Raw genomic sequence first — 22,886 nt, 5'->3', positions numbered from 1 at the left:
GCGCTGTGCGCATGCACGTGCGGGATTTGGTGCTGCCCGACGAGGCGGTGACCGAACTGTGGATCGTTGATGTTTGCATCAGCACCGCGCCGGTCGTGCATGCGGATAACGTTTTTGATAGTGGTTCGATTCTGCCCGGATTGATGGATGCACACTGTCACGTCGGCCTGGGGCAACACGGGGAGATCGAACTCGATACAGTCATTGTCCAAGCCGAGACTGAATGCGATGCTGGCCGTGTTGCTGCTACGTGACTGCGGCTCACCGACTGAGACTTGTGGTCTCAATGACCGCACCGATCTGCCCAGCATTATCCGGGCTGGAGCGCTATTAAGTCGGCTTTGCGGTTGAGCTCGAGGAGACGGAATCGCAGCTTCCTGCGGTGGTGGCCGAGGAAGCTCGGTTCGGTGACGGCTGGATCAAGCTCATCGGCGACTGGGATAGACCGCCAGACCGGCGATCTTGCCCCGTTGTGGTCGGACGATGTCCTCAAAGCTACGATCGATGTCGCGCACGTCAGCGCGCACGGGTCACCGCACATGCGTTCAGTGAGGACGCGCTGCCCGGTTTGATCAGCGCCAACATCGATTGCATCGAGCACGGCACCGGGCTCACCGGCGACACCATCACCCTTATGCTCTAACACGGCACTGCATTGGCCACCACGCTGATCAACCTAGAGAATTTCTCAGGCATCGCCGCCGCGGCCAGGCGTTACCCCAGTTACACTGCATCACATGCGCGACCTTTATGGGCGCCGCCGTGCTTGGGTGGCCGCAGTGCGTGATGCGGAGGTGCCGTTGTACGCCGGCACCATGATCAAATTATGGCCGAATCGCCGACGAGGTTGAGGCCCTCAAAGGTATCGGGATGATCCCGACCGAGGTGTTAGGTGCTGCATGTTGGGATGCCCGATGCTGTTTGGACCGTTCCGGTCTAGAGAGACCATGGGGCATCCGCTGACCTGTTGTGCTACTCCGCGGACCCGCGACAGGGGCCCGGTATGTTGTGTTGAGCAACTCCGATCTGGTGGTACTGCGCGGCAAGACGTTTCGGCCGCACAGGCAGGCCGGCGTTAGCCAGGCGTTTGAACGCGTGTGGGCTGACTCGATCGCGGTTACGCCCGCAGCATGACGTTGGCCAGCGGCGCGCTCTTGGCCGGTTACACCATCGTTCGGAGGCTGGGTCCCAGAGTGATGGGTGAGGTTTAGCTGGTTCAGGACCATCAATCGGCGCATTGGGATGTATTGGAAGTTTTTTCGGTGGTGCCGTACGCGGATGGCGGGTTCCTCCGGCGATTCCGCCAGGAGATCGACACTGCCGCCAATACTTCTCATATCTTGGAAGTGTATGATCGCGACGAATTCGAAGGACCGTTGTGGACTACGTCAACGGCAGATAACGCTGCGCGGGCTGATTGCCGATCGATTTCTGACTGTTGCACCGGTAGGTGAGGTGCTCGCGATCGTTACCGTTGTGGTCTGAGCTCTCGACCGACGCCCATCAGTGTGGACTGCTACATCCCGATGTCAAAACCGCCAACATCATGCTGACCAATCCCGGGGATGGTGAACAGCGACTTCATCTTGTCTTGGCCGACTTGGGGAGAGTCCGGCAACTCGGTGATGCCACCGGGGCGTTGGGACCAGCGGGATCAATGTCCCAGTTAGCACGGTCGCCTACGCCGTTCCCGAGGTGTTAATTGGGTGTCGACGCCGACGAGACCGCTGATCAATGCGCGCTGGCTGCCACCGCTTTTCACCTGCTCACCGGTGCGCCACCGGTTGAGCACACCCATCCCCGCGCTCAGGCTATCGGCCGCAGCCGTGGTACCACCTACCAGCATATACATCCACCCTGCCTGTTCCAGGCGAAGGTGCCTATCGCATCGAAGTCCAGCGCGCAAAGCAGACATTGCAGACATTTGATTACGTGCCCGATCCGCAACCACCGAACATCGAATACCTGGTGGGCAGGTTGCTTGTCATGCACGCCAATGTCATGTGTCATGCACCGCCGTGGGAATGCAGTTCGACGACAACGACCACATGTAGCCGAACTCGTCGGGCGGTAGTTTTTCGATCGTCATGGAGTTCACGAACGGTTAATGGCAGTCGCGGCAGGAAATACAGTGAGATTTCCATGCGTCGGACCAAACGGGGTAGCACAGACGCAGACCATGACCGGGCTGCTGTCGTCGCGGCCGCAGCGGTAGGGGCGACCTGGTGGGCGAAATGGACATTACCGTGGAAATCATTGAGTGCGGCCAGTGATCGTCGGTGATCCGGATCCCTGCAGTGGCTTACCGGAGTGGGGGATGTGCCGCCGACGGTCACCCTGCCGGACCTGGCAATGGTCTCGCAGACTTCGAAACGCCGCGCAAAGGTGTGCAATTGCGCACGTTCGCGGCGAGAATCGATGCATGCTGCGCCTCACTGAAAAATCCGACCTTCAGGAGATCCAGTAGCTGTTGCTGGACTATTCCACCGCCATTGACCAGCGTTGATGCGACTATCTGGACAAGGTGTGTTCACCAACGACATTTACATCGACTGCACGGCGCTGAGCGGGATCGAAGGAAGCTACCCGAAAGTCAAGCGGTGACTCTCGGGGGTGTTGTCGAACTTCCCGATGTATGCTCATCTGCCAGACAATTTCTCGGTCCGCATCGACAGGGGACACCGCGTCGTTGCGCGTGATCTGCTTCAACCCTATGGTGCTGCCCGGCGACAAGAATGAAGATGTTGTTTTGCGGACTGTGGTATAGTAACTGGCTCATGCGTACCGTGGAGGGCTGGCGTACGACCCGCCGGGGTCGAACCGAAACTCTATCCAGAAAGTACGAAAATCTTCCAGGAAAGCAATGTAGGCGTCAGCCGGGCGAATTCCTCGTCAAGATCTTTGTTCTGCCACAATAGGTGGCTGTCTGCCGCGCAGCAGAGTCGGTTTGGGCTAGCTGCGCAGCGGTCACTCACGCGAGGCAAAACCGGATCGGGCAGTTTGCTTGGGTCGCTGAATTGCAGCGTGACAGACACAGGAGATATCGCGTAACCATGGCTGTAAAGATCAAGCTCACTAGGCTTGGCAAGATCCGCAATCCCCAGTACCGTGTCATCGTCGCCGACGCGCGGACGCGGCGCGACGGTCGTTCCATCGAGGTCATCGGTCGGTATCACCCGAAAGAAGAGCCAAGCCTGATCGACATCAACTCTGAGCGCACTCAGTATTGGCTTTCGGTGGGTGCGAAGCCTACTGAACCTGTTCTCAAGCTGCTGAAGATCACAGGCGATTGGCAAAAGTTCAAAGGCCTGCCCGGTGCCGAGGGCCGGCTGAAGGTCGCCCCACCCAAGCCCAGCAAGCTGGAGTTGTTCAACGCCGCGTTAGCTGTCGCCGACGGCGGTCCCACCACCGAGGCCACACGGCCGAAGAAGAAGGTTTCGGCTAAGAAAGCCGCTAAGGCTGTAGAATCCGACGCTGAGGGCGCCAAAGCCACGAAAGCGTATGCGCTGGCCGAGGGCGACGAGCAGTCCGAGTAAACGAGCGAAAGCTGACTAAATGCAATGAGTACGGTCGTCGTTGACGCTGTCGAGCATGTGGTCCGCGGGATTGTCGATAATCCGGACGATGTCCGGGTGGACCTGGTCATCAGTCGGCGTGGGCGCACTGTCGAAGTGCATGTTCATCCCGACGATCTGGGTAAGGTGATCGGTCGTGGAGGACGTACTGCAACCGCGTTGCGCAAGTTGGTCGCCGGCATCGGTGGCCGCGGTATCCGCGTCGATGTGGTAGACACCGACCAGTAGCTGAGTGCATGCTCATGGTGCTTTGTTGGAGTTGACAATCGGGCGGGTGGTGAAAGCGCACGGTATCGGTGGGGAAGTGGTCGTTGAGATTCGTACCGACGATCCAGCTTCCCGGTTCTGTCCGGGTAATATATTGCGCGCCAAGGATTTTCCACGTGGTGGCCCAGAACGAAGATACACCGTCGTCTATGCGCGTGAGCACGGTGCGCGGCTTCTTGTGCGATTGGCCGGAGTGAGTGACCGTGACGCCGCCGACGCGTTGCGGGGCAGTTTGTTCGTCATCGATTCCCTCGACTTGCCGCCGATCGATGAGCCGGATACTTATTACGACCACCAGCTCGAAGGTCTGCAGGTTCGTACCATGATGGGACGAGACGTTGGTGTCGTTGCTGAGGTGCTTCACACTGCGGCCGGTGAGTTGTTGGCGGTGCGATGTGATTCCGGCGAAGTACTAGTGCCGTTTGTCGGTGCGATTGTCAAGTTGGTGTCTCTAGACGACGGCATAGTCGAAATCGACCCGCCCAAGGGCCTGCTGGATCTATGAAAATCGATATTGTCACGATTTTCCCGGCTTACCTAGACCCGCTGCGGCAATCGTTGCCGGGCAAGGCGATTGAGTCGGGCCTGGTCGATGTGCAGGTGCACGACCTGCGGCGGTGGACCCATGATGTACACCACTCGGTGGACGACGTGCCCTATGGTGGTGGTCCGGGGATGGTGATGAAAGCGCCGGTATGGGGGGAAGCGTTAGATGAAATCTGTTTCGACGAGACACTGTTGGTGATCCCCACCCCCGCTGGTGCGCTGTTCACCCAGGCCACCGCACAGTGCTGGAGCACCGAGAGACACCTGGTGTTCGCCTGCGGTCGCTACGAGGGCATCGATCAGCGAGTCGTTGATGATGCAGTACGACGAATGCGAGTCGAAGAGGTTTCAATCGGTGACTATGTGTTGCCGGGTGGCGAGTCAGCGGCCGTGGTAATGATCGAGGCTGTTCTGCGCCTGGTGGCTGGGGTGCTCGGCAATCCTGCGTCGCACCGCGATGATTCACACTCGCCGGACCTGGGTCGACTCTTGGAGGGGCCGAGCTATACTCGCCCACCTACCTGGCGTGGTCTCGACGTTCCGCCGGTTTTGTTGTCTGGTGATCATGCTCGAATCGCCGCTTGGCGCCGAGAGGCTTCGCTCCGGAGAACTCGTAAACGCCGTCCCGATTTGTCGGGGGCCCGGTTTGTCTGGGGGCTGGGTTTGTCGTGAAGTAAGCTAATCGTCAGATCCGGCCGTTGAGAAATATCGTCTTCGCAGCCTAGGTGATCGTAGGTCGCCCGGTGACATCACCGGATGGCTGCAACGACTGGATGACCATAATGCAGCGGCAGTCCGCGTCACTCTACCTCGGTCGGCATGTGCATCCAGTCGTTGACGATACAACAATAATCCCGCTCTGCGTAACCGCCATCGGTTCGACATACAGGACGATCGGGATGCCGAAACGCTGAGGATAGCCACCGATTCCGGTGGGGGTGGACTGGGTAAGGTTGTTGACGATGATCTTGGCCCGGCTCCGGTGTGGAGCCTGCCGGACCCGTTGAGCTGCATGTCATATGTAGCGAGCGCATCAAGTCGGTCGCCGAGCTGATCGTGTTCCACTGTCGCCCGACGGCGTCGTGACGGGTCAATCCGTACTGGTTCGCGATCCGCGTGATGATGGCCTCTCCAGCCATCACTGATCCCAGAATTTTCGGCGGCACCGTTATCAGACGGGTGTAACATGATGTTCACCACTTGGCGGTCGCCAGTGGACAGTGTTGCTTTCCCTTCGAACGTCCCGCAGAATCGGATCTTTGGCTGATGAAGAGCTTGGTCACCGGCTCGATAGCGGTGATCTGAGTGTTACCTCTGGAGGCCAGTTGGTGGGTGGCTTGCTGAATATCGGCCTGCAGTGCGTCGAACCCGAAGTTCGGCAGTGTATACGGCGCCGAGGGTGAAAGTGGATAGTTATCTAGCATCAGTTCAGGTAAGCTGTGGTTGATTCTGGGATTAATATGAGGTCCACTGGGCTGTATTCCGCCGAGCTGTAGACCGTAGCTTCCCATCTTTGCTTCGTCCCCGCCGACTAATGCTAGCGTCACTGCATACGCTCGGGGCGAGCAGGGTAGAGTGGTCTGAGCGCGCATTTCCTCTCATTTGGCTTCTGAACGGTGTCCCGGACACATGCGTGGGTAGGTAGGCGAGGCGGTATCGCTATCCGCCCGGAGTGTCACGCTGAGGTTCGTTAGAGCTAAATTAACAGCCGTCATTATTTGCCATTCACCAGCGCCTTTGGAGATTGAGACGGATTAGGATTTCCTGTGATTTTCACTGTGTGCAGATTGTTTGGCACAATTGACCAGTTGTCTCCAGCAGTTGTCCGGTCCGCTGGGCCGTTTGGTGCAACTGCAGGATACGCTCATAAGCCCGAACCCATCGGCTCGGTGACCGTCTGATGCTTACGCGTGGGCGGCTTCCGAAAGCCGCGAACCCGAGGAAGTGTTTTCTTAAGATGAACAGGCTGGACTTCGTCGACCAGGCGTCGTTGCGCGACGACATCCCGGCCTTCAGCCCGGGTGACACGATCAATGTGCACGTCAAGGTGATCGAGGGCGTTAAAGAGCGTATCCAGGTGTTCAAGGGTGTGGTCATCCGCCGGCAGGGCGGAGGTATCCGCGAAACGTTCACCGTGCGTAAGGAAAGCTATGGCGTTGGCGTCGAACGGACCTTTCCGGTACACTCGCCGAACATCGATCACATCGAGATGGTGATTCGTGGCGATGTCCGCCGCGCCAAGCTGTATTATCTGCGTGAACTTCGCGGCAAGAAGGCTAAGATCAAGGAGAAGCGCTGACTGGGGTACACCCTGGTTGCCGGTCGTGCCGCCTCGGTGTCGCATTAGGCCACACACTACGCTGGCTACGCTGATCATCGTGACCGAAACCACGGACTCCGTACCTGAACCTCCGTCCGACGCTGACCAGTTGCAGCCGAAGGTGTCTATCTGTGGTCTTGATATGCCCGCTGAAGTATCTGAGACTGCCGCGGAAGCCGCAATAGGCGTGTCGGAGCCCAAGAAGCGTTCGGCGTTGTGGGAATTCGCGATTTTGGCGGTGATCGCTATAGGCTTGTACTACGTCATGTTGACGTTCGTGGCACGCCCCTACCTGATTCCGTCGGAATCCATGGAGCCCACGCTGCACGGATGCTCGGGCTGTGTGGGCGACCGCATCATGGTGGATAAGATCACTTATCGCTTCAGCTCACCACAACCTGGTGACGTCATCGTCTTCAAGGGCCCGCCGTCGTGGAACACGATGTACAAATCTATCCGGTCAAACAACATCGTGCTGCGCTCGGTGCAAAACGCGTTGTCGTTCGTCGGTTTCGTGCCTCCCGACGAGAACGACTTGGTCAAGCGCGTTATCGCGGTCGGAGGACAGACGGTGCAGTGCCGGTCCGACACGGGCTTGACGGTCAATGGGAAGCCACTCAAAGAGCCGTATCTCAGGCCGGTCACCATGAATGCCGACCTGTCATTCTCCCCGTGCCTGGGTAGCGAGTTCGGTCCAGTCACGGTCCCGCAGGGACGCCTGTGGGTTATGGGTGATAACCGGATACACTCCGCGGACTCGCGTTACCACTGCAACTCCACCGACGTGGTGAATGGGCTTTCGTGCACCGGTGATCCGAATTCGGGGACTGTGCCGGTGTCCAATGTCATCGGTAAGGCCAGGGTCGTCGTGTGGCCGCCGTCACGATGGGGTGGTGTGGGTTCGGTGAATTCCCAGCAGGGGCAGTAGCCATGGCCACCACCTGGCCGCCGTGCAGGATAATCCGTAAGTCTGGGGGTTTGCGGGGGATGTGGACTCTAGAGTACGAACTGCAGCGCAGCGGGTTGGGGCCGGTGGCAGGGGTGGACGAGGTGGGTCGCGGCGCCTGCGCGGGTCCGCTGGTGGTGGCAGCTTGTGTGCTCGGGCCGGGGCGACTGGAGGAAAGTCTTGATGATTCCAAGAAGCTTAGCGCGAAGGGGCGGGAGATGTTGTTTCCTTTGATCTGCCGGTACGCGCTGGCTTACCACGTGGTGTTCATCCCGTCGGTTGAGGTCGACCGGCATGGTGTGCAGGTAGCCAATATTGAAGGCATGCGGCGTGCGGTGGCCGGTCTGTCGGTGCGGCCCGGCTATGTATTAAGCGACGGTTTTCGCGTACCCGGCCTGTCGGTGCCGTCGCTGCCGGTAGTTGGTGGAGACGCGGTGGTTGCCTGCATTGCCGCGGCCAGTGTGCTGGCCAAAGTCAGTCGTGACCGGTTGATGGTCGCAATGGACGCTGACTATCCTGGCTACGGCTTCGCTGCACACAAGGGGTACTGCACGCGCGCGCATAGCTTGGCGCTCACCCAGCTGGGGCCTTGCCCAGAACACCGCTATTCGTTCATCAACGTTCGGCGCATAGTGACCAGGTCTAATACCCGGGCGGTGGCTGGATTCACACCGGCTCCTCCGGCCGAGCACGGCGAATGCCGGTGAGAAAAGATGGGACCGGAATTCCCACTTGGTCACGGTCGTGTGTGGCTCAAAGAGTCCAAGGGGCCCAATAGGGACGTCGGGAAAAGGGCCAGAGAGAAGGACGTCTGAACAGATGAGTGCTGAGGATCTCGAGAAGTATGAAACCGAGATGGAGCTCTCGCTGTACCGCGAATACAAGGATATTGTTGGCCAGTTCAGCTACGTCGTGGAAACCGAGCGACGTTTCTATCTGGCGAACAGTGTGGAGATGATGCCGCGCAACACCGACGGTGAGGTGTACTTCGAGCTGCGACTAGCTGATGCCTGGGTGTGGGACATGTACCGGCCAGCGCGGTTCGTGAAGCAAGTGAGGGTGGTCACCTTCAAGGATGTCAACATCGAAGAAGTTGAGAAGCCCGAGCTACGGCTGCCGGAATAGGCCGACTTGATCCGGTTGTTATGTCTCGGGCGGAAGTTGATCCCCGCTGGCCAACGTGAGTTTGTTGCGGTTGGTTCGGAGATGCTGTTGCGGCAGCATCAACATCCCAACGGCCTCACCGATTTCGCGGTTGCTTAGCCGGTCCGCATCGCGAAATTGCGGAGCTCGAGTGTCCGCCAGGTCTAGCGCGCCATGCGGCGCTAGCGCGGTAACCAATGTACGATGGCTATGTTAGGTGCCAGTACCCAGCTGAAGTTCGTGACATCTAGGTCAGCTATGACGAGCACGGGATAGTGGTTACCTCGAGTAAGTATGAGGTGGCCGGTGTGCGGGCGGCGATGGTATCATTGCAGCGTGGGTTGCAGCAGATGGATGTGCTGCGCACCGCGGCAGCGCTGGCTCGGCTGAGTCAGTGTAACGGTGTTGATTGGCATGGGGGTAACTTTGCATCAGCTACCCCGGACAACCTCCGTCACTGAAGCGGCCTTGCGCAGTTGTGTGTTGACCGTGTAGGTTTCGACTACATTAAACCGCAGTCCACATCGTCCACTGAACCACGGTGTTGATCCTGCTGACGTTGTGTTGGACCGACCGCGATATCCGTGGTGGGTCCAAACAGGTTTTTTGGTTTGATGATTCGATTCCAATGGCGCATTTGTCGTGGGACTGCTTCCATCCGTACAGCGATCGGCTCTGTAGTAAGGTCCAGATCGTTTGCCAGTTGGTCCGCACTCTAGTTCGGCGAGCAACATTTGGTGCTGTGGGAACGGTTCGCCGATGACTAAGACACCCTCCGCGACGCGATCGCTGCGGTGATCCTCGGCTGTACCGATTACAACCGTAAGGTGCGCGTACCCGACGGATTCTGGCTACCTCACCCACCGTGTGATGCGTGTGAATTCTATATCAACATCTGCAAAGCCAATTTCACAATAAATCAGCTGCACCGGATTCCGGTACCGTCGAGCTAGCTGGTGCTGAAAACATTGCGCAGCCACGATTCGTATTTTGTGCTCTATGGGTTAGACGATCGTTATCGTGGGGTAAGGGGGATAGCCACCGAGTGGTGTTTTTATCAACTCCGCTGACATCGAGGCACTGGGCTTGACAGGGGGCCAACGCGTCGACCTGGTGTACGTAGTGTACCGACGTTGAAAACCGCCTGCAGGAGCGACGTGCAGATGCCTTCTTGATGGTGGTTTACTCGACTCTGATCGACAATACCGCTTCCTACTATCAGGAGACCAGTCCACTTGTGCCACTTGATCACAACGCGGCTAACTCGAATATCTGGTGTCGAAAGCGATCATCATTGAGTGGAGTGGTCTCGGGATGAAAGCAATAGTGAAATAGCTAGTGGGGCAGGTAACGCAGTGTCGGCGGGTAAGGCATCTTGCCGCAGAGCAGGCAATCACCCGGCCGGAAACCCCGATCGTTGGGAAACCGCTGGAGATCCGCGTCAACGAAATGCCGGTTACTGCTATTATTCGTGCGCCGGGTTTTCGATATCCAACTCGAACAAAGATTTTGCTAATTGAAGGGGTAATCGCGTGCCGCAAAGACATGCTGTGTATTAATTTATTGTGGGCGGGGCGATGCCTTGTGGTTCCTGAGGACATCGGCAGGCACAGTGCGGTCGATAAGGCCAAATAGGTTGGGCGATTGAACATGACCCAATATCGCTGGGTCAGTCGGTGTTGTTGGTCACCGGACGGGCATCATTTGAGTTGATGTGGAAAGGCTGTGATGGCCGGCGTACCGGTGCTTGCTGGCCCTGTCGGCGTCGTCTTCGCTGGTGATTTCGTTGGCCGGTGAGTTCGGGGTCACGCTGGTGGTGTTTCTTCGGGAGAATTTGATGAACGTCTACACCAGGCCCGACCGAATTACCTGATTGACGTTTGCTTGAATTCTGTCACTGCCAAAGGTTGTTGGCAGAACACCCCACTGGGGATAAATAAACCGGTGTTTGCGCCAGCATGAGCCGTTGGTTGGGCATGTCGCGTCGATGCTACCGGGCAGATTGTCTCCCATGACGACCCACAAGGCTATGACTCGAGTCCAGTTGGAGGCGATGGGCGAGGTGTTCGCGGTGGATAACCTGACGAGGATGGGGTTGCGGGGTTTGCACTGCAACTGGCGTTGTCGCTATGGCGAATGCGATGTGATCGCTTCCGAGACGGCCCACCGCACGGTGGTGTCGAGGCTAAGATCCATAGCGGCTACGGTTATGGAGGGCTCGCGCAGGTCAGCGCCCGAGCAGAAGGTTCGTTGGCTGCGTTGGTTGGCTGGTTTATGGCCGGCGAATCAAGACGAATTTTGAGCAGCAAGCCGGATCGATGTGATCGGGTTGCAGATCCGGACGGGTCACCACAGCTGTACCCCGGGAGATCACGCATCTGCAGGAGATTGGCTGGATGGCGCTGGGGCGCTCTCAGTTGCGGTGCGCGTATTGGATAGCGAGAGCGTGGAGATTGAAGCCGACATCACCTCGGGATTGCCGGGTGTGCATTTAGCGGGGCTACCCGATGCCGCCCTGCAGGAGCCCCGGGATTGGGTCCGGGCGGCGATAACCAATTGCGGCAACAGCTGGCCTATGGCCCGGCTCACGCTCTCACTCGCGACGCTGCCGACAATGGGATAGGTCTACGATTTGGCGTTGACCGCGTCGGTGCTGTCGGTGTAGCGCAAGAATCCATGTCAATGCCTGGAGAAGAAGGTGCTGTTAGGTGCTAATGTCCTAAGGGGATGCTGTTTTCCCTTTGCTTCTCCACAGTATCCGGTGCGTGAATCACCCGGGTCAAAGATCGGCGAACGACCTGCCACGTAACCGTGCGTCGCGGCCGATCCAGCCATACGTATGGTGTCAGCGCATTCCCGCAGCAAATCTCCGGGAAAATTATGATACTGATTTGTCGCTGATTCAGTAACTTTCCTAGGCGCATCTGCGAACGTCTGCTTTGAACGATTCCCTTTTGACCCAGCCGGGACCGTGATGTAACACATCGAGTTCGTGATATGTAATGGCGAGCTGTGTGGATAGTCGGGCGGCCAATCTGGATTTGCTGGAACCAGAGGGCGGCCAATGTGGATTTTTACACTGCCGCGAACTCCTGTGACTATCGCCAATAGGAGAATATATTTGAATTGGCAAGCTTGCGTCGTCTTTGCTGCTGTCGGGCATATGGATGACCTCGGCGTGTAACGGGCATTGTCTCCGATGCGTGCGGACACATGCCCACCCTGCGACAGATGCTGCACACCTTGGTCCTCGCTGTTCAACAGACCGGTGTGGTAATCGCCACCGGTACGTCGTTGGATGATCAAGTATTGATTGCGTTGGCAGACTGAGCCTGTTCGGGTGGGTAATTGCTAACGGCAATTGACCACCACCCGGGCAGCTAGTCGATTAATGTGGTTACCAACTCGGAGTTCTACTACGACCCCGAAAGTGGAGTAGTTGCCCACCGATTCCGTGTTTGAGTCAGCCAGATTCCTTATATGGCCATAGGGTTCTGGTATGTGTTTAGGTTGAATGCCGAGGGTGATGGTCTGATCACGCCTCGCTCGCGCCGGTAGCATAGCGGCGCCAGTGTACGAGATCGATTAGCGCTATCTAAAACTGCTGCACGATTGATGCTATCCGTTCGCGAAGATCCGCAATGGGTGTCCAAGGGTTAGCAATTCCGGGTCCGAACCGCCCGTATTCACCGTGCAGGACATCGACGTCACGACCGTTTTCCACGGTCGACACACCCGCGAGGGCATACAGCTGCAGCTGGAAGCGGTCGATTCGGAACACCGTGTCACCCTGCATACATTCGAGGCGGTGCTTGACGATCCGTTGCTTGGTGACTACTCTGCTGCCAGAGATCGGCGATCTGTGCTGTTTGCTGACAATCGACGCGTGCCGTTCGGCGCGCCACCAGGATCGCCCACATTACTATCGGAAATGCTGAATTTTATGCACATACATGGTACCGGGTTATGGGCAGTTTCACGTAGATGGGAAATTATTTTTGCTTGCGTAGATTAGAATACGATAATCTGACAAACAAGAAAACAGCTTCCTTCTTTGCGGTCAAGCATTGTTTTAATCTTACACACTGGACTGCTGGACAAGTTTGCGGATGCAGAGTAATAGATACTCCTAAGGAATCTAGCGCGGAAATCTGTGAGCCAACAAAGACTCACTGTGGCGCCCGAATTTAGGGTCAAGCCAAGAAAGAAAATTGGTGCTATCTGGAAGAGAGCTCTGAGGACGACATATACGAGTCGTCCATTATGGACTGGTGGTCTGGTTTGGCTTAACCGGCGATTTTCGACAATCCGGGGAGCCAATGGCGCCTATCGTATTTGGCGTTTGGTGTTAAAGGTTTTATCCGGTGTTTTATCCGGTCAAGTATGGCACTAGGTGTCGTCGCGGTATTTAGTCTTGTGTTGATAGGATATTCCGCAGCTTAGTGGAGGTGTAGCCATCGCCTCGAGATTGAGACGAGACAGGGTTGGCGGTGTTCGACAATCAGTGTCGTGCGGTGCTTGCGTTGTGACATCGACCGCTCGATTATTTGCAATTATTTGAACTGTTGCCTGCGCGACCAAAAAATATGCTATTATGGACGTAATTGCATGACGAAACCTCTTCATGTATTGACTGGAGTACCATGCTAGAGCTTGGAGTTCCTTCCCAGGCAGGACCGATATCATTTTTGGCAGAATTGACTTTAGGTGGGGATGGTGGTCGTCCAATTCAAGCTATGGCCTAGGTACCACAAATCCCGATAGCCTAATTGTGACGCGATAGATGGTATCTTTCGGCAATTCACACCGCACTCTCCGCCAGGATAAACGGGATGCCTGTTTTGAAGAGCACTGCTTCCGATCCGGTCGACGGCCGTAAGGATACACCCGTGCGGATGGAAAGAATGGCGGTTCTGAAGAGCACTGCATCTGATTTTCGGGTCTCCGACGCAATGGTAGTCGCTGTCTCCGACCCGGGCCCCGGAACTCACCACTATAGTTTTGCTGCATAAACCCGGATACACGACGTTCGAGGTTGCCGATGCGGTTGCCGAATTTTGAGTTACTTCGCCGGCGGACTTCGGATAAGAGGGTCTGAAAGACAAGGATGGTGTTATCGACCATTCCTTGCAGTGGTGGGTGAACTGGATGCAAGCTGTAATCGAGGAATTCAATAGAACCCATGGCATCCAGGATGAACTCGATGGGCCGTGGATGCGTTTACGGTACGATGGCAATGGCGTAGATCCGCTCAGTCTAAGAGAGCTCGACGATAACAGCTGTCGTGTCGTGGTTCGCGGCGTCGACGCTGACCAGGCGACATAGCTGTGCGCCATCCAAGTTCGAACGTTCTTCTTCGTCAACTACAACGACACGTAATGGTTCGGTGTACCCGACTGGCCCAAGCAGGCTCATCCTATTGACCAAGCGCTGCTCGACGGGGAGCATGCGCAACGCAGTCCACTTTGCTGCGCTCCTCGCGGTCACCGGAGGCACGACTGTGTGTGGATTTCACCGACAGCCCGAGCATTTATTCGCTGCGTTCGACCCGCCCAAGGTGGCGTTTTATCTCTGCATGCGGGGCTCCGATGAATGGAACGCACAGGTTCGGACAACTTGCTCGTGAGTCTGCGGCCGGTGCCGCGATCGAGGTCGAGCGCGACGGCGTTCCGTACGTATTTTCTCGCCGGTCAGATACCGCGCTGGAGGTGCTGCGCCGCGGTTAGGGTTTACTCTGCTAGAGCTACATGGTGGGTCGGCGGCACGATGGTTGTCGCGATGTCGACTCGTCCGCTGATCGTGCAGGTGCTCGCCAGCGATGCACCTGCCGACGAAGTCGTTCCCGGGACTTGGCGATTTACCCTGGCCTTATTTCTTGCTCAACAGCTGCTAAGGCCTATCCGTGGTGATGCAGTTATTTCTCACTTTGTCCGAACTGTCATAACCATGATGGCTACCGCCTCCGCTTGGGCTGCAACGGATTCGGCTGTCGTCGACCTCCTGCTTATCGAAGGTGGTCGGCCGCTGCAAAGCGATGTGCGGGTAGGTGATTTCAAACATGCTTTAGTTATCGTGATAGAGTCTGCTGTGGTCTGGCGGGCGCCGGTGACGATAGCCAATTGCCCTGAGATCGAAGAGACTCGGATGCTGAATTAGTTGCTGCGCTGTGCCGGTGACCTGGTGACTCGGCAGACCCGGCTCACTCGGGCTGAATCTCGCCGGACTGCGTGACGAACCCCCAGATCCCGCGCTCGCCGCCCGAATATACTGCGCCGTCTAATTTTGGTCCCCGGATTGCGGGCCCGGTTCGGTCCGAGTACAGTTATCACCGGTCGGCCAATATCGCGCCGTGTTAACCAGCTGTGGTGCCCACGGAAAAGGTAAACCCCGATGGGGTGCTGTTGGTCGTCGCGGACCGATTCACTGGCTGCGAAATCGATCTTCGGGAGTTCATGGCCGATCTGTTACTGCTGAACGGCCCACTGTATTCTGGCGCCAGTCAAAGGCTTTACTGTAATGCTCTTTATTGCTGCGTCCACTGTACATGCACTACCGCGGCGATGCCTCCGGCAGCGACTGTCTGCCGGGACAAGTTTGTGATGAAATTGATCTTCGCCGATGCCTGATTGCAGATGGCGCCAATGCGTCGCGTGTAGAGCGCTGTGACGGTACGGGACTTCGCCGCTACCCCGTGCTTGTCAAACCGGTCTATCGTGGTGGTTTCGGTGTGAATCCACCTGCTGGGCGATGTCGACGACTTGGACAGGGTTCTCGGTGGGCGAAGCTACTCAATGTGGCGTGAACTGATGCTTGCCGAAGCGTAGATAGACGGCGACTTCTACTACGTCAACTGCCTCATGGACTATGGGCGTCATCGTATGAGTCCAGTAACGAGCTGCAAACCCCATTTCGACCGGTTCTCGGTTGGTTTCAATGCGGCCTCCTACCTGGTTGCCATACTCTCGGAATCAAATTCGATGGCCGACTGTATTCGTGTGCCGACTGCGCAGGTCTTGGGTGCGTTGCTGACCGTTCCCGGCATCAGCGCTTTCCACGCCGAGATTTTTTACACGCCTGATGACCGACTGGTGTTGTGTGAGATTGCTTGTTGCGCCACCGGCCCCGCTGTCGTTGTCGATATCCATGAGGAAGTGTCCGGGGTGGATCTACACGGTGCCAGCCTGCTATGCGAGGTCTGACGTTGGCAGCGGTCCTATTATGCGGTTCGGAAGCCGTTACAAGGTTTTGCCCGCTTTCCTACCCGCATGCCGGTGTGTTGCGCCGCGTCCTTGGCCACTGCCCGCGACCCAACATTTCGAGCTACTCGGTGTATCCGGCAAGTGCTGCCGCATGTACCACGGCACAGTAAGCCTGGGACCAACCGTTGCGAAGATGACCTTCACCTTATCCACTTCCGATGTGCGAGCTCAGCTGCGCCGGATCGAGCAGTGGTCGGAACGAAACACGTTGTGGGAACATTGGACAAGCGGCGTGCTCAACGGTGCCGTGCGGCTGTGACAACTGGCACGTGACTAAGAGATGTGCTGAGATGATTGTGCTCGGTGTCGATGGTATGGGGTGAATGCCGCGGTGCTAGCCACGATGATCCCGCTGCCGCACTTATGGTTGATGGGCAGCTGATGCCCTTAGTCGAAGTCGAAAGAGGAACGGCTTAACTGGGTTCGGCATTCGTGATAGATGTTGCTTGTGCTAGCGGTGGACTAGCTTCTCGGGGAAGGGGCATCGAAATCGATGATGTCGATGTGCTGGTGTAAGGATGTGATCTGCTACAGGTCAATAACATTCGTGAGATCTGGACGATATGTAGTTCGTCCGATTCGTTACCGGTCAGCCGCCGCGTCGCATATTTTGAGTGCACTGAGTGGCACACCACAATGCGCATGCTGCTCCGGCGTTCCTTTGGTCCGGATTGGTCTCGGCAGCAGTCCTTATCGCTGACGGGCGTGGTGAGGATACATACTTACCGATCATATCGATCTACCTGGCTCGCGGAAACGAACTTAAGCCCAATCCGCTCCTATCTGTTATCTATGTAGAACACTTGCTCGTCTTGTTCTACCAGTCGGTCGGCGATCATTGCGGATTCGGGCGTTACGACTTCGGCAAGACCATGGTATTGGCCTGCTATGGATGCGTGGGCACCCGTTCGCTCTTATCAGGCCGCGACGACGATCTCGTCACTTCCGTACCACCGTGTGGCCGTGCCAGTGTGGTCCACCGGTCCTGAGATGTCCTCCTAGACGGCCTGCGCGGATTGCGCTGGGCTTTGACAAGCTACGTTCCCACCTAATTAGGTGCAACGTCGACGTGGTGAACTTAAAACCAGGCGTGGTGGCGTATGCTCAAGTGTCCGTGGACGATCTGATGTTTTCGTCGGCGTGCTACGTGCTAGAGACGGTTGGCGAACATCGATTTATGTGTCGCCAACGGCATAGGGTTGAACAGTGTCACTAACACCCGTCTCGTTGACCGCGGTGTGTCGCTGCACCTCATGCCGGAACTACACGATGCCGGTGTAGCGCTGGGAACTGTGCTGCACGTTGGCGCTCAGCATGGTTTGTTGATTAAGCATGATGGTATCACCGACCTTGGTCCCGGGTATTCCTCGGATACCATCCACGATCACCTGGTGCACTAGGGCTTTGACGTTGTTGAGGTCGATGATCCTGTCGAAGTGGCGGTCGAGCGTGTGGGGCGGGAACAGGTGCTGGATTGGTGCCAGGGCCGGATGGAGTCCGGCCCACGAGCGTTGGGCATCGCGACCACCTCAACAGCAAACGGCGCGAAAAATGGTGCCTGTTTGCTCTCGCTTTGCCACATGACGAGTCGCGGTACCTGTTCGGCTGTGACACGTTCCCCATCACATGGAGCAAAGTTTCATCTTCACCGACCAAGCTGGCATGGATAATAGAGCAATTGTACATGTTTAATGGAACGGTCCGTCAGCAAACCGTGTGAACCCGGCACCGGTCGCTACGCCGACCTACTGTGTGAGCTACGCGAGCAGCGTAGGCACGGAGTCGTGCTAAACACCTCGTTCAACAGCCCCGGCGAACCCATCGTCTGCATCTCGGAGGATGCACTGCGCGCGTTCGCCGGGATGCTGCTCGATGCCCTGACCATTGAAAACCACCTCGTTTATAACAAAAACTTCGGATGGTAACGTCACGACAACAGTTCGGCGCGTCTACAGCGAAACGCCGTGCTGAATCTGCAAACGTAAGTCGAGTGTCGGACCACAGCGTGGCGATCCTCGACGAGTTCGATGAGCACCTAGCGCTGCGGTGCGGTCGCTCAGAGCATACCCGTCGTGCATATCTGGGCGACCTGCGGTCGTTGTTGACCCATCTAGAGGGACGTGGGTCCAGGCTAGATCAACTGAGCCTGCCGGTGCTGCGGTCGTGGCTGGCTACGGCGGCCGGTGCCGGCGCGGCTCGCACCACGTTGGCCCGTCGCATCTCGGCGGTCAAGGCATTCACCGCGTGGGCGAAGTGGCGTGGCCAACTTGCGGCCGACCCCGCCGCGCGGTTACAGGTGCCTAGGGCGTATCGCACCCTGCCGGCGGTGCTGCGTCAGGATCAGGCGTTGCAGATCATGGCGGCCGCAAAATCCGGCGCCGAGCAGGGTGATCCTCTGGCTTTGCGGGACCGGTTGATCGTAGAAATGTTGTACGCCACCGGCATCCGGGTGAGTGAGTTGTGCGGCTTGGACATCGACGATGTGGACACCCGGCACCGGCTGGTGCGTGTCCTGGGTAAGGGCAATAAACAGCGCACCGCGCCGTTTGGGGTACCGGCCGCTGACGCGCTGCGCGGCTGGCTGGACGACGGGCGCCCGGCTTTGGTCACCGTAGAGTCCGGGCCAGCACTACTCCTGGGATCACGGGGGCGACGGCTCGACGTGCGCCAGGCCCGCACGGTGGTGCACCAAACCGTGGCCGTGGTAGCCGGTGCACCCGACATGGGACCGCATGGGCTGCGGCACAGCGCAGCCACTCATTTGCTTGAAGGCGGTGCTGACCTGCGTGTCGTCCAGGAATTGCTAGGGCATTCCAGTCTGGCGACCACCCAACTGTACACCCACGTGGCGGTCTCACGGCTGCGTGTGGTGCACGACCAGGCTCACCCGCGGGCGTGATGCTGTCAATGGTTCAGCGGTTTGAGTCGGATGGCAGTCGATATTTAAGATTTAAGCAGGCTCAGCAGATCGGCATAATCAGCGTCGGACGCCGGACCCCATAGCGCCTCAATGCAGACACGCCGCGGCTGGGCAGCCGAGGTTCCCGGCGGCCAATTCGCCGACCACATTCTTGAGTCTTGGACATCACTTGCTGACCGACTTCAACGGTCGCTCGGACTGGGCTCATAGCTAGTGTACAGACCGTCGAAGTGCGCCAGCGACACAGCCGGCCGGCAAGCTGCCCGGCGAACATGACGGTCGCACGACCTTGCCGCGTATACCGGCTGAAAGGAACGACGGATAAGTCCACACCTTGGTGCCCACGAGGGGGTTACCTGGGCCAGGGGGCGTCAAGTCCAGCACGATGGCCGGTGAGGGACGCAAAGGCCAATCCAGCCGAGGGGCCGTCGGCAACTTCCTATGTCGTGCTGACCAGGGTCATTACTCACGATTAGTGTCACCCAACGCACCTTAACTAGTTCAGCTTCGCGCTGAAGGCTTGGTCAGCCGCCGCTTCTGGTTCTCTGTACGTGGATGTCGCTGTGGACGTGTCAAGCCGCCGGCTGGATCGGTGTAAACTCCTGGTTGCAGCTCGTTAGCGGGCTAAGTTTCGCGCGCCTGTACCGCGTCTTTCGAGTTCCACTAGAGAGTGCGCACCGCATGCCGGGAGGGTCCCGGCCGGGGGTTTCCTCGACTGGGTCCGGCATTGCAAGCAGACGCCAGGGCCCGGCTTCAGCTGAAGCCAGGCGAACAACCGACACGAAAAGGACATGGGCTCACTATGGCTGTTGTGACCATGAAACAGCTGCTTGACAGCGGCACCCACTTCGGGCACCAGACCCGTCGTTGGAATCCCAAGATGAAGAGGTTCATTTTCACTGATCGCAACGGCATCTACATCATTGACCTACAGCAGACGCTGACTTTCATCGACAAGGCCTACGAGTTCGTTAAAGAGACTGTCGCCCGCGGTGGCTTAGTTTTGTTCGTTGGCACCAAGAAGCAGGCGCAGGAGTCCGTCGCGGCCGAAGCGACTCGCGTCGGCATGCCGTATGTGAACCAGCGCTGGCTGGGTGGCATGCTCACCAACTTCTCCACCGTGCATAAGCGGTTGCAGCGTCTAAAGGAGCTGGAGGCGATGGAGCAGACTGGTGGTTTCGAGGGTCGTACCAAGAAGGAGATCTTGGGCTTGACCCGGGAAAAGAACAAGCTGGAGCGCAGCCTGGGCGGTATCCGGGATATGGCGAAGGTGCCGTCGGCAATCTGGGTTGTCGACACGAACAAAGAGCACATCGCCGTTGGCGAAGCCCGCAAACTGGGCGTCCCGGTGATTGCGATCCTGGACACTAATTGCGACCCCGACGAGGTCGACTACCCGATCCCGGGCAACGACGACGCGATCCGATCGGCGGAGCTGTTGACTACGGTGATCGCCTCCGCGGTTGCCGAAGGCTTGCAGGTCCGTGCCGGTCTGAGGTGCGGCGATGGCAAGCCCGAAACGGAGGCCGTTGAGCCGCTCCCGGAATGGGAGCAGGAGCTGTTAGCCGGTGCTGGTTCCAGCGCCCTCAACGATTCGGGCGCGGACTTATCAGAAGCCAACCCTACGGAAGCCTGATATGGCGAATTTTACTGTCGCTGATGTCAAGCGGCTTCGCGCGCTAACTGGTGCCGGCATGCTCGACTGCAAGAGTGTGCTGGTCGAAACCGACGGAAACTTCGACAAGGCTGTCGAGTCTCTCCGGATCAAGGGTGCCAAGGACGTTGGCAAGCGTGCCGAACGGGCCACTGCCGAGGGCCTGGTTGCGGCTAAAGATGGTGCGCTTATCGAGTTGAACTGCGAAACGGACTTCGTTGCTAAAAACGCCGAGTTCCAAAAGCTGGCCAACCAAATCGTTGGGGTGGTGGCGGCAGCCAAAATCGTTGACGTCGACGCACTCAAGGGGGCTAGTGTCGGTGATAAGACGGTCGAGCAAGCGATCGCCGAGCTGGCGGCCAAGATTGGCGAGAAACTGAAACTGCGCCGCGCCGCGATCTTCAACGGCACCGTGGCAACCTACCTACACAAGCGCGCGGCTGACTTGCCGCCAGCGGTGGGCGTGCTAGTTGAGTATGGTGCCGGCACCGACGCGGCTAACAGCACAGCGGCGGCACATGCGGCCGCGCTGCAGATCGCCGCGCTCAAGGCGCGTTTCCTGTCCCGCGACGATGTTCCCGAAGACGTCTTGGCTAGTGAACGTCGCATAGCCGAAGAGACCGCTAAAGCTGCGGGCAAGCCGGAGCAGTCGCTGCCCAAGATCGTCGAAGGCCGGCTAAATGGTTTCTTCAAGGATTCCGTGCTGCTCGAACAGCCGTCGGTTTTCGACAACAAGAAGACCGTCAAGGTCCTGCTTGACGAGGCCGGCGTGACGGTGACGCGATTCGTTCGGTTCGAGGTGGGCCAAGCCTAGCTTGGCGGTGAGCGCGAGCGTCTAGCGTTGTTGCTATGCAACGTGTGCACGCTTTCGGTGACGACGCCCTCGGCGATCTCGACGCGGTCGGTCTAGCCGACGCTATCCGAGCCGGTTGGGTCAGCAGAGCCGATGTCATCGAGGCGGCCATTGTGCGGACCGAGGCCGTTAACCCGGCCTTGGGTGGCTTGGCTTATGAGGCGTTTCAGTGGGCTCGGCAGACCGCGTCGAAAGCAGGCAGTGGCTTCTTTAGCGGTGTCCCGACCTTCATCAAGGACAACATCGATGTCGCTGGACAGCCGACGATGCGTGGCAGCGACGCATGGGTGCCCCGAAATGCGTTCGACGACGGAGAGTTCACCCGGCTGTATTTGGCCACCGGACCGGTATCTTTGGGCAAGACGCAGTTGTCAGAATTCGGGTTCAGCGCCTCCGCTGAACATATGCGTCTAGGGCCGGTTCGCAACCCATGGGACACCGACTACACTGCCGGGGCCTCGTCTTCGGGATCGGGTGCGTTCGTCGCCGCCGGTGTAGTCCCGATGGCGCACGCCAACGATGGTGGCGGGTCGATTCGTATTCCGGCCTCCTGCAACGGGCTTGTCGGGCTCAAGCCGTCACGCGGACGATTGCCGCTGGATTCCGAGCTGCGCCGGCTTCCGGTGGGCATCGTAGTCAACGGCGTGCTGACCCGCTCGGTGCGGGACACTGCGGCCTTCTATAGAGAGGCTGAGCGTATTTGGCACAACCCCAAGCTGCCGCCGGTCGGAGACGTCACGCAGCCCGGTCGGCAACGGCTTCGGATTGCCGTGGTGACGCGTTCGGTTCAGCGCGAGTGTAGCCCCGAACTACGCGAGCTCACACTGAAGTCGGCTAGGCTGCTCGAGGAGCTGGGCCATCGCGTCGAACGGGTTGCCGAGCCCCCGGTGCCGCCTAATTTCCCGGACGATTTCCTGCTGTATTGGGGACTGTTGGCGGCGATGCAGGTGCGGACCGGCCGGCTCGCGTTCGGCAACACGTTCGACCGCACCAAGCTGGACAGTTTGACGCTGGGCCTGGATCGCCACGCCAGCCGCAACATGCACCGGCTCCCCAAGGCAATCATGCGTTTGCGTAGGCTGCGGCGTCGCACCGCTGACTTTTTCGCTACCTACGATGTATTACTTACTCCAACGGTCGCTGACGAGACACCGCGGATAGGGTACCTCACTCCCACCGACTATCAGCAGGTGATGGACCGGCTGATGGGCTGGGTCGCTTTCACTCCGTTGCAAAACGTCACTGGGGAGCCGGCGATTTCGCTGCCGTTGGCCCAATCCGCTGATGGTATGCCGGTGGGCATGATGTTCACCGCTGACTTTGGTCAGGAAGCGCAACTATTGGAACTGGCATTTGAACTCGAAGAGGCTCGGCCGTGGGCGCGGATTCAAATTGGCGACTAG

The 22,886-nt window shown here is 58.2% G+C and carries 25 protein-coding genes and 4 pseudogenes; 24 read left to right on the top strand and 5 right to left on the bottom strand.

Annotation, left to right across the window (positions count from 1 at the left end; all coding sequences use genetic code 11):
* The first annotated feature begins 5 nt into the window (after positions 1-5).
* Positions 6-1,134 (top strand): annotated as a pseudogene (locus ML_RS08210) (amidohydrolase family protein).
* A 532-nt stretch (positions 1,135-1,666) separates the two neighbouring features.
* On the opposite strand, the gene ML_RS08205 reads toward ML_RS08210, so the two are convergent.
* On the bottom strand, positions 1,667-1,846 hold the full coding sequence (locus ML_RS08205) for a hypothetical protein (RefSeq protein WP_041322865.1): 180 nt from the start codon (positions 1,844-1,846) through the stop codon (positions 1,667-1,669).
* A 1,207-nt stretch (positions 1,847-3,053) separates the two neighbouring features.
* Here ML_RS08205 and rpsP point away from each other — a divergent pair.
* The 4 genes from rpsP to trmD are packed head-to-tail and all read left to right on the top strand — an operon-like array spanning position 3,054 to position 5,060.
* Complete coding sequence (gene rpsP, locus ML_RS08200) at positions 3,054-3,536, top strand: 30S ribosomal protein S16 (protein ID WP_010908437.1); 483 nt, start codon at positions 3,054-3,056, stop codon at positions 3,534-3,536.
* Between the two features lie 24 nt (positions 3,537-3,560).
* Positions 3,561-3,803 (top strand): RNA-binding protein, encoded by a 243-nt coding sequence (locus ML_RS08195; RefSeq protein WP_010908436.1) that lies wholly within the window; start codon positions 3,561-3,563, stop codon positions 3,801-3,803.
* A 25-nt stretch (positions 3,804-3,828) separates the two neighbouring features.
* The gene (gene rimM / locus ML_RS08190; protein WP_041323871.1) at positions 3,829-4,347 is read left to right on the top strand and encodes a ribosome maturation factor RimM; all 519 of its coding nucleotides are present in this window, start codon (positions 3,829-3,831) and stop codon (positions 4,345-4,347) included.
* Positions 4,344-5,060 (top strand): tRNA (guanosine(37)-N1)-methyltransferase TrmD, encoded by a 717-nt coding sequence (gene trmD / locus ML_RS08185; protein WP_010908434.1) that lies wholly within the window; start codon positions 4,344-4,346, stop codon positions 5,058-5,060. The genes rimM and trmD overlap by 4 nt, the downstream gene beginning before the upstream one ends.
* Before the next feature lie 521 nt (positions 5,061-5,581).
* Here the strand turns inward: trmD and ML_RS16090 are convergent.
* Positions 5,582-5,812, bottom strand: a complete 231-nt coding sequence (locus tag ML_RS16090) for a hypothetical protein (RefSeq protein ID WP_041322861.1) — start codon at positions 5,810-5,812, stop codon at positions 5,582-5,584.
* Positions 5,813-6,345: 533 nt separating this feature from the next.
* On the opposite strand from ML_RS16090, the gene rplS reads away from it, so the two are divergent.
* The 4 genes from rplS to ML_RS08160 all read left to right on the top strand — a co-directional run bounded on the left by rplS (position 6,346) and on the right by ML_RS08160 (position 8,779).
* Positions 6,346-6,687, top strand: a complete 342-nt coding sequence (rplS, locus tag ML_RS08175) for a 50S ribosomal protein L19 (protein ID WP_010908433.1) — start codon at positions 6,346-6,348, stop codon at positions 6,685-6,687.
* 79 nt (positions 6,688-6,766) lie between these two features.
* Positions 6,767-7,636 carry a signal peptidase I gene (gene lepB / locus ML_RS08170; RefSeq protein WP_010908432.1) on the top strand — a complete coding sequence of 290 codons (870 nt, stop codon included), beginning with the start codon at positions 6,767-6,769 and terminating at the stop codon, positions 7,634-7,636.
* Between the two features lie 2 nt (positions 7,637-7,638).
* Complete coding sequence (locus ML_RS08165; protein ID WP_010908431.1) at positions 7,639-8,361, top strand: ribonuclease HII; 723 nt, start codon at positions 7,639-7,641, stop codon at positions 8,359-8,361.
* Between the two features lie 112 nt (positions 8,362-8,473).
* The gene (locus tag ML_RS08160) at positions 8,474-8,779 is read left to right on the top strand and encodes a DUF2469 domain-containing protein (RefSeq protein ID WP_010908430.1); all 306 of its coding nucleotides are present in this window, start codon (positions 8,474-8,476) and stop codon (positions 8,777-8,779) included.
* Between the two features lie 18 nt (positions 8,780-8,797).
* On the opposite strand, the gene ML_RS08155 is transcribed toward ML_RS08160, so the two are convergent.
* Positions 8,798-8,995 (bottom strand): hypothetical protein, encoded by a 198-nt coding sequence (locus ML_RS08155; protein WP_041322859.1) that lies wholly within the window; start codon positions 8,993-8,995, stop codon positions 8,798-8,800.
* A 218-nt stretch (positions 8,996-9,213) separates the two neighbouring features.
* Between ML_RS08155 and ML_RS16085 the strand changes: the two are divergent.
* The 4 genes and pseudogenes from ML_RS16085 to ML_RS08135 all read left to right on the top strand — a co-directional run.
* Positions 9,214-10,132 (top strand): annotated as a pseudogene (locus ML_RS16085) (hypothetical protein); the annotation flags it as partial.
* A gap of 3 nt (positions 10,133-10,135) precedes the next feature.
* Positions 10,136-10,670 (top strand): annotated as a pseudogene (locus ML_RS08145) (formate dehydrogenase accessory sulfurtransferase FdhD).
* 138 nt (positions 10,671-10,808) lie between these two features.
* Positions 10,809-11,099 (top strand): YraN family protein, encoded by a 291-nt coding sequence (locus tag ML_RS08140; RefSeq protein ID WP_010908429.1) that lies wholly within the window; start codon positions 10,809-10,811, stop codon positions 11,097-11,099.
* A gap of 90 nt (positions 11,100-11,189) precedes the next feature.
* Positions 11,190-11,525 (top strand): annotated as a pseudogene (locus ML_RS08135) (magnesium chelatase domain-containing protein); the annotation flags it as partial.
* A gap of 867 nt (positions 11,526-12,392) precedes the next feature.
* Here the strand turns inward: ML_RS08135 and ML_RS08130 are convergent.
* Positions 12,393-12,578: a hypothetical protein gene (locus tag ML_RS08130; protein ID WP_231846576.1), complete on the bottom strand. Its 186-nt coding sequence runs from the start codon at positions 12,576-12,578 to the stop codon at positions 12,393-12,395.
* 1,475 nt (positions 12,579-14,053) lie between these two features.
* On the bottom strand, positions 14,054-14,284 hold the full coding sequence (locus tag ML_RS08125) for a hypothetical protein (RefSeq protein ID WP_111481039.1): 231 nt from the start codon (positions 14,282-14,284) through the stop codon (positions 14,054-14,056).
* A 101-nt stretch (positions 14,285-14,385) separates the two neighbouring features.
* Between ML_RS08125 and ML_RS08120 the strand changes: the two genes are divergently transcribed.
* The 11 genes from ML_RS08120 (at position 14,386) to ML_RS08070 (ending at position 22,886) form a co-directional block, all read left to right on the top strand.
* Positions 14,386-14,523 (top strand): hypothetical protein, encoded by a 138-nt coding sequence (locus ML_RS08120; RefSeq protein ID WP_156511842.1) that lies wholly within the window; start codon positions 14,386-14,388, stop codon positions 14,521-14,523.
* Positions 14,524-14,563: 40 nt separating this feature from the next.
* Positions 14,564-14,953 (top strand): hypothetical protein, encoded by a 390-nt coding sequence (locus ML_RS08115; protein ID WP_010908427.1) that lies wholly within the window; start codon positions 14,564-14,566, stop codon positions 14,951-14,953.
* Between the two features lie 722 nt (positions 14,954-15,675).
* Positions 15,676-15,996, top strand: a complete 321-nt coding sequence (locus ML_RS08105) for an ATP-grasp domain-containing protein (protein WP_010908425.1) — start codon at positions 15,676-15,678, stop codon at positions 15,994-15,996.
* A gap of 193 nt (positions 15,997-16,189) precedes the next feature.
* Positions 16,190-16,315, top strand: a complete 126-nt coding sequence (locus tag ML_RS17450; RefSeq protein ID WP_269147007.1) for a hypothetical protein — start codon at positions 16,190-16,192, stop codon at positions 16,313-16,315.
* A gap of 364 nt (positions 16,316-16,679) precedes the next feature.
* Positions 16,680-17,045: a carbamoyltransferase N-terminal domain-containing protein gene (locus ML_RS08100; protein ID WP_010908424.1), complete on the top strand. Its 366-nt coding sequence runs from the start codon at positions 16,680-16,682 to the stop codon at positions 17,043-17,045.
* Between the two features lie 210 nt (positions 17,046-17,255).
* Positions 17,256-17,456 (top strand): hypothetical protein, encoded by a 201-nt coding sequence (locus ML_RS08095; protein ID WP_145985189.1) that lies wholly within the window; start codon positions 17,256-17,258, stop codon positions 17,454-17,456.
* 291 nt (positions 17,457-17,747) lie between these two features.
* Entirely contained in the window at positions 17,748-17,981 is a 234-nt protein-coding gene (locus ML_RS08090; protein ID WP_041322849.1) for a carbamoyltransferase C-terminal domain-containing protein, read from the top strand.
* Between the two features lie 80 nt (positions 17,982-18,061).
* The gene (locus tag ML_RS08085; protein ID WP_010908423.1) at positions 18,062-18,955 is read left to right on the top strand and encodes a tyrosine recombinase XerC; all 894 of its coding nucleotides are present in this window, start codon (positions 18,062-18,064) and stop codon (positions 18,953-18,955) included.
* Positions 18,956-19,778: 823 nt separating this feature from the next.
* Positions 19,779-20,612, top strand: coding sequence for a 30S ribosomal protein S2 (rpsB, locus tag ML_RS08080; RefSeq protein ID WP_010908422.1), 834 nt, complete (start codon positions 19,779-19,781; stop codon positions 20,610-20,612).
* Position 20,613: 1 nt separating this feature from the next.
* Entirely contained in the window at positions 20,614-21,444 is an 831-nt protein-coding gene (gene tsf, locus ML_RS08075; protein WP_010908421.1) for a translation elongation factor Ts, read from the top strand.
* A gap of 35 nt (positions 21,445-21,479) precedes the next feature.
* Positions 21,480-22,886, top strand: coding sequence for an amidase (locus ML_RS08070; protein ID WP_010908420.1), 1,407 nt, complete (start codon positions 21,480-21,482; stop codon positions 22,884-22,886).

This window comes from Mycobacterium leprae TN, assembly GCF_000195855.1.
Taxonomy (GTDB): domain Bacteria; phylum Actinomycetota; class Actinomycetes; order Mycobacteriales; family Mycobacteriaceae; genus Mycobacterium; species Mycobacterium leprae.
The sequence above is the reverse complement of the archived record's forward strand: the minus strand, read 5'-3'. Positions and strand labels throughout refer to the sequence as shown.

What these genes read in the sequence shown, in the direction of transcription:
- ML_RS08205 (WP_041322865.1), bottom strand. Translation starts at nt 1,846, where the DNA reads ATGCTGGTAGGTGGTACCACGGCTGCGGCCGATAGCCTGAGCGCGGGG.
- rpsP (WP_010908437.1), top strand. Translation starts at nt 3,054, where the DNA reads ATGGCTGTAAAGATCAAGCTCACTAGGCTTGGCAAGATCCGCAATCCC.
- ML_RS08195 (WP_010908436.1), top strand. Translation starts at nt 3,561, where the DNA reads ATGAGTACGGTCGTCGTTGACGCTGTCGAGCATGTGGTCCGCGGGATT.
- trmD (WP_010908434.1), top strand. Translation starts at nt 4,344, where the DNA reads ATGAAAATCGATATTGTCACGATTTTCCCGGCTTACCTAGACCCGCTG.
- ML_RS16090 (WP_041322861.1), bottom strand. Translation starts at nt 5,812, where the DNA reads ATGCTAGATAACTATCCACTTTCACCCTCGGCGCCGTATACACTGCCG.
- rplS (WP_010908433.1), top strand. Translation starts at nt 6,346, where the DNA reads ATGAACAGGCTGGACTTCGTCGACCAGGCGTCGTTGCGCGACGACATC.
- ML_RS08165 (WP_010908431.1), top strand. Translation starts at nt 7,639, where the DNA reads ATGGCCACCACCTGGCCGCCGTGCAGGATAATCCGTAAGTCTGGGGGT.
- ML_RS08160 (WP_010908430.1), top strand. Translation starts at nt 8,474, where the DNA reads ATGAGTGCTGAGGATCTCGAGAAGTATGAAACCGAGATGGAGCTCTCG.
- ML_RS08140 (WP_010908429.1), top strand. Translation starts at nt 10,809, where the DNA reads ATGACGACCCACAAGGCTATGACTCGAGTCCAGTTGGAGGCGATGGGC.
- ML_RS08120 (WP_156511842.1), top strand. Translation starts at nt 14,386, where the DNA reads ATGAATGGAACGCACAGGTTCGGACAACTTGCTCGTGAGTCTGCGGCC.
- ML_RS08115 (WP_010908427.1), top strand. Translation starts at nt 14,564, where the DNA reads ATGGTTGTCGCGATGTCGACTCGTCCGCTGATCGTGCAGGTGCTCGCC.
- ML_RS08105 (WP_010908425.1), top strand. Translation starts at nt 15,676, where the DNA reads ATGAGTCCAGTAACGAGCTGCAAACCCCATTTCGACCGGTTCTCGGTT.
- ML_RS17450 (WP_269147007.1), top strand. Translation starts at nt 16,190, where the DNA reads ATGACCTTCACCTTATCCACTTCCGATGTGCGAGCTCAGCTGCGCCGG.
- ML_RS08090 (WP_041322849.1), top strand. Translation starts at nt 17,748, where the DNA reads ATGGAACGGTCCGTCAGCAAACCGTGTGAACCCGGCACCGGTCGCTAC.
- rpsB (WP_010908422.1), top strand. Translation starts at nt 19,779, where the DNA reads ATGGCTGTTGTGACCATGAAACAGCTGCTTGACAGCGGCACCCACTTC.
- tsf (WP_010908421.1), top strand. Translation starts at nt 20,614, where the DNA reads ATGGCGAATTTTACTGTCGCTGATGTCAAGCGGCTTCGCGCGCTAACT.
- ML_RS08070 (WP_010908420.1), top strand. Translation starts at nt 21,480, where the DNA reads ATGCAACGTGTGCACGCTTTCGGTGACGACGCCCTCGGCGATCTCGAC.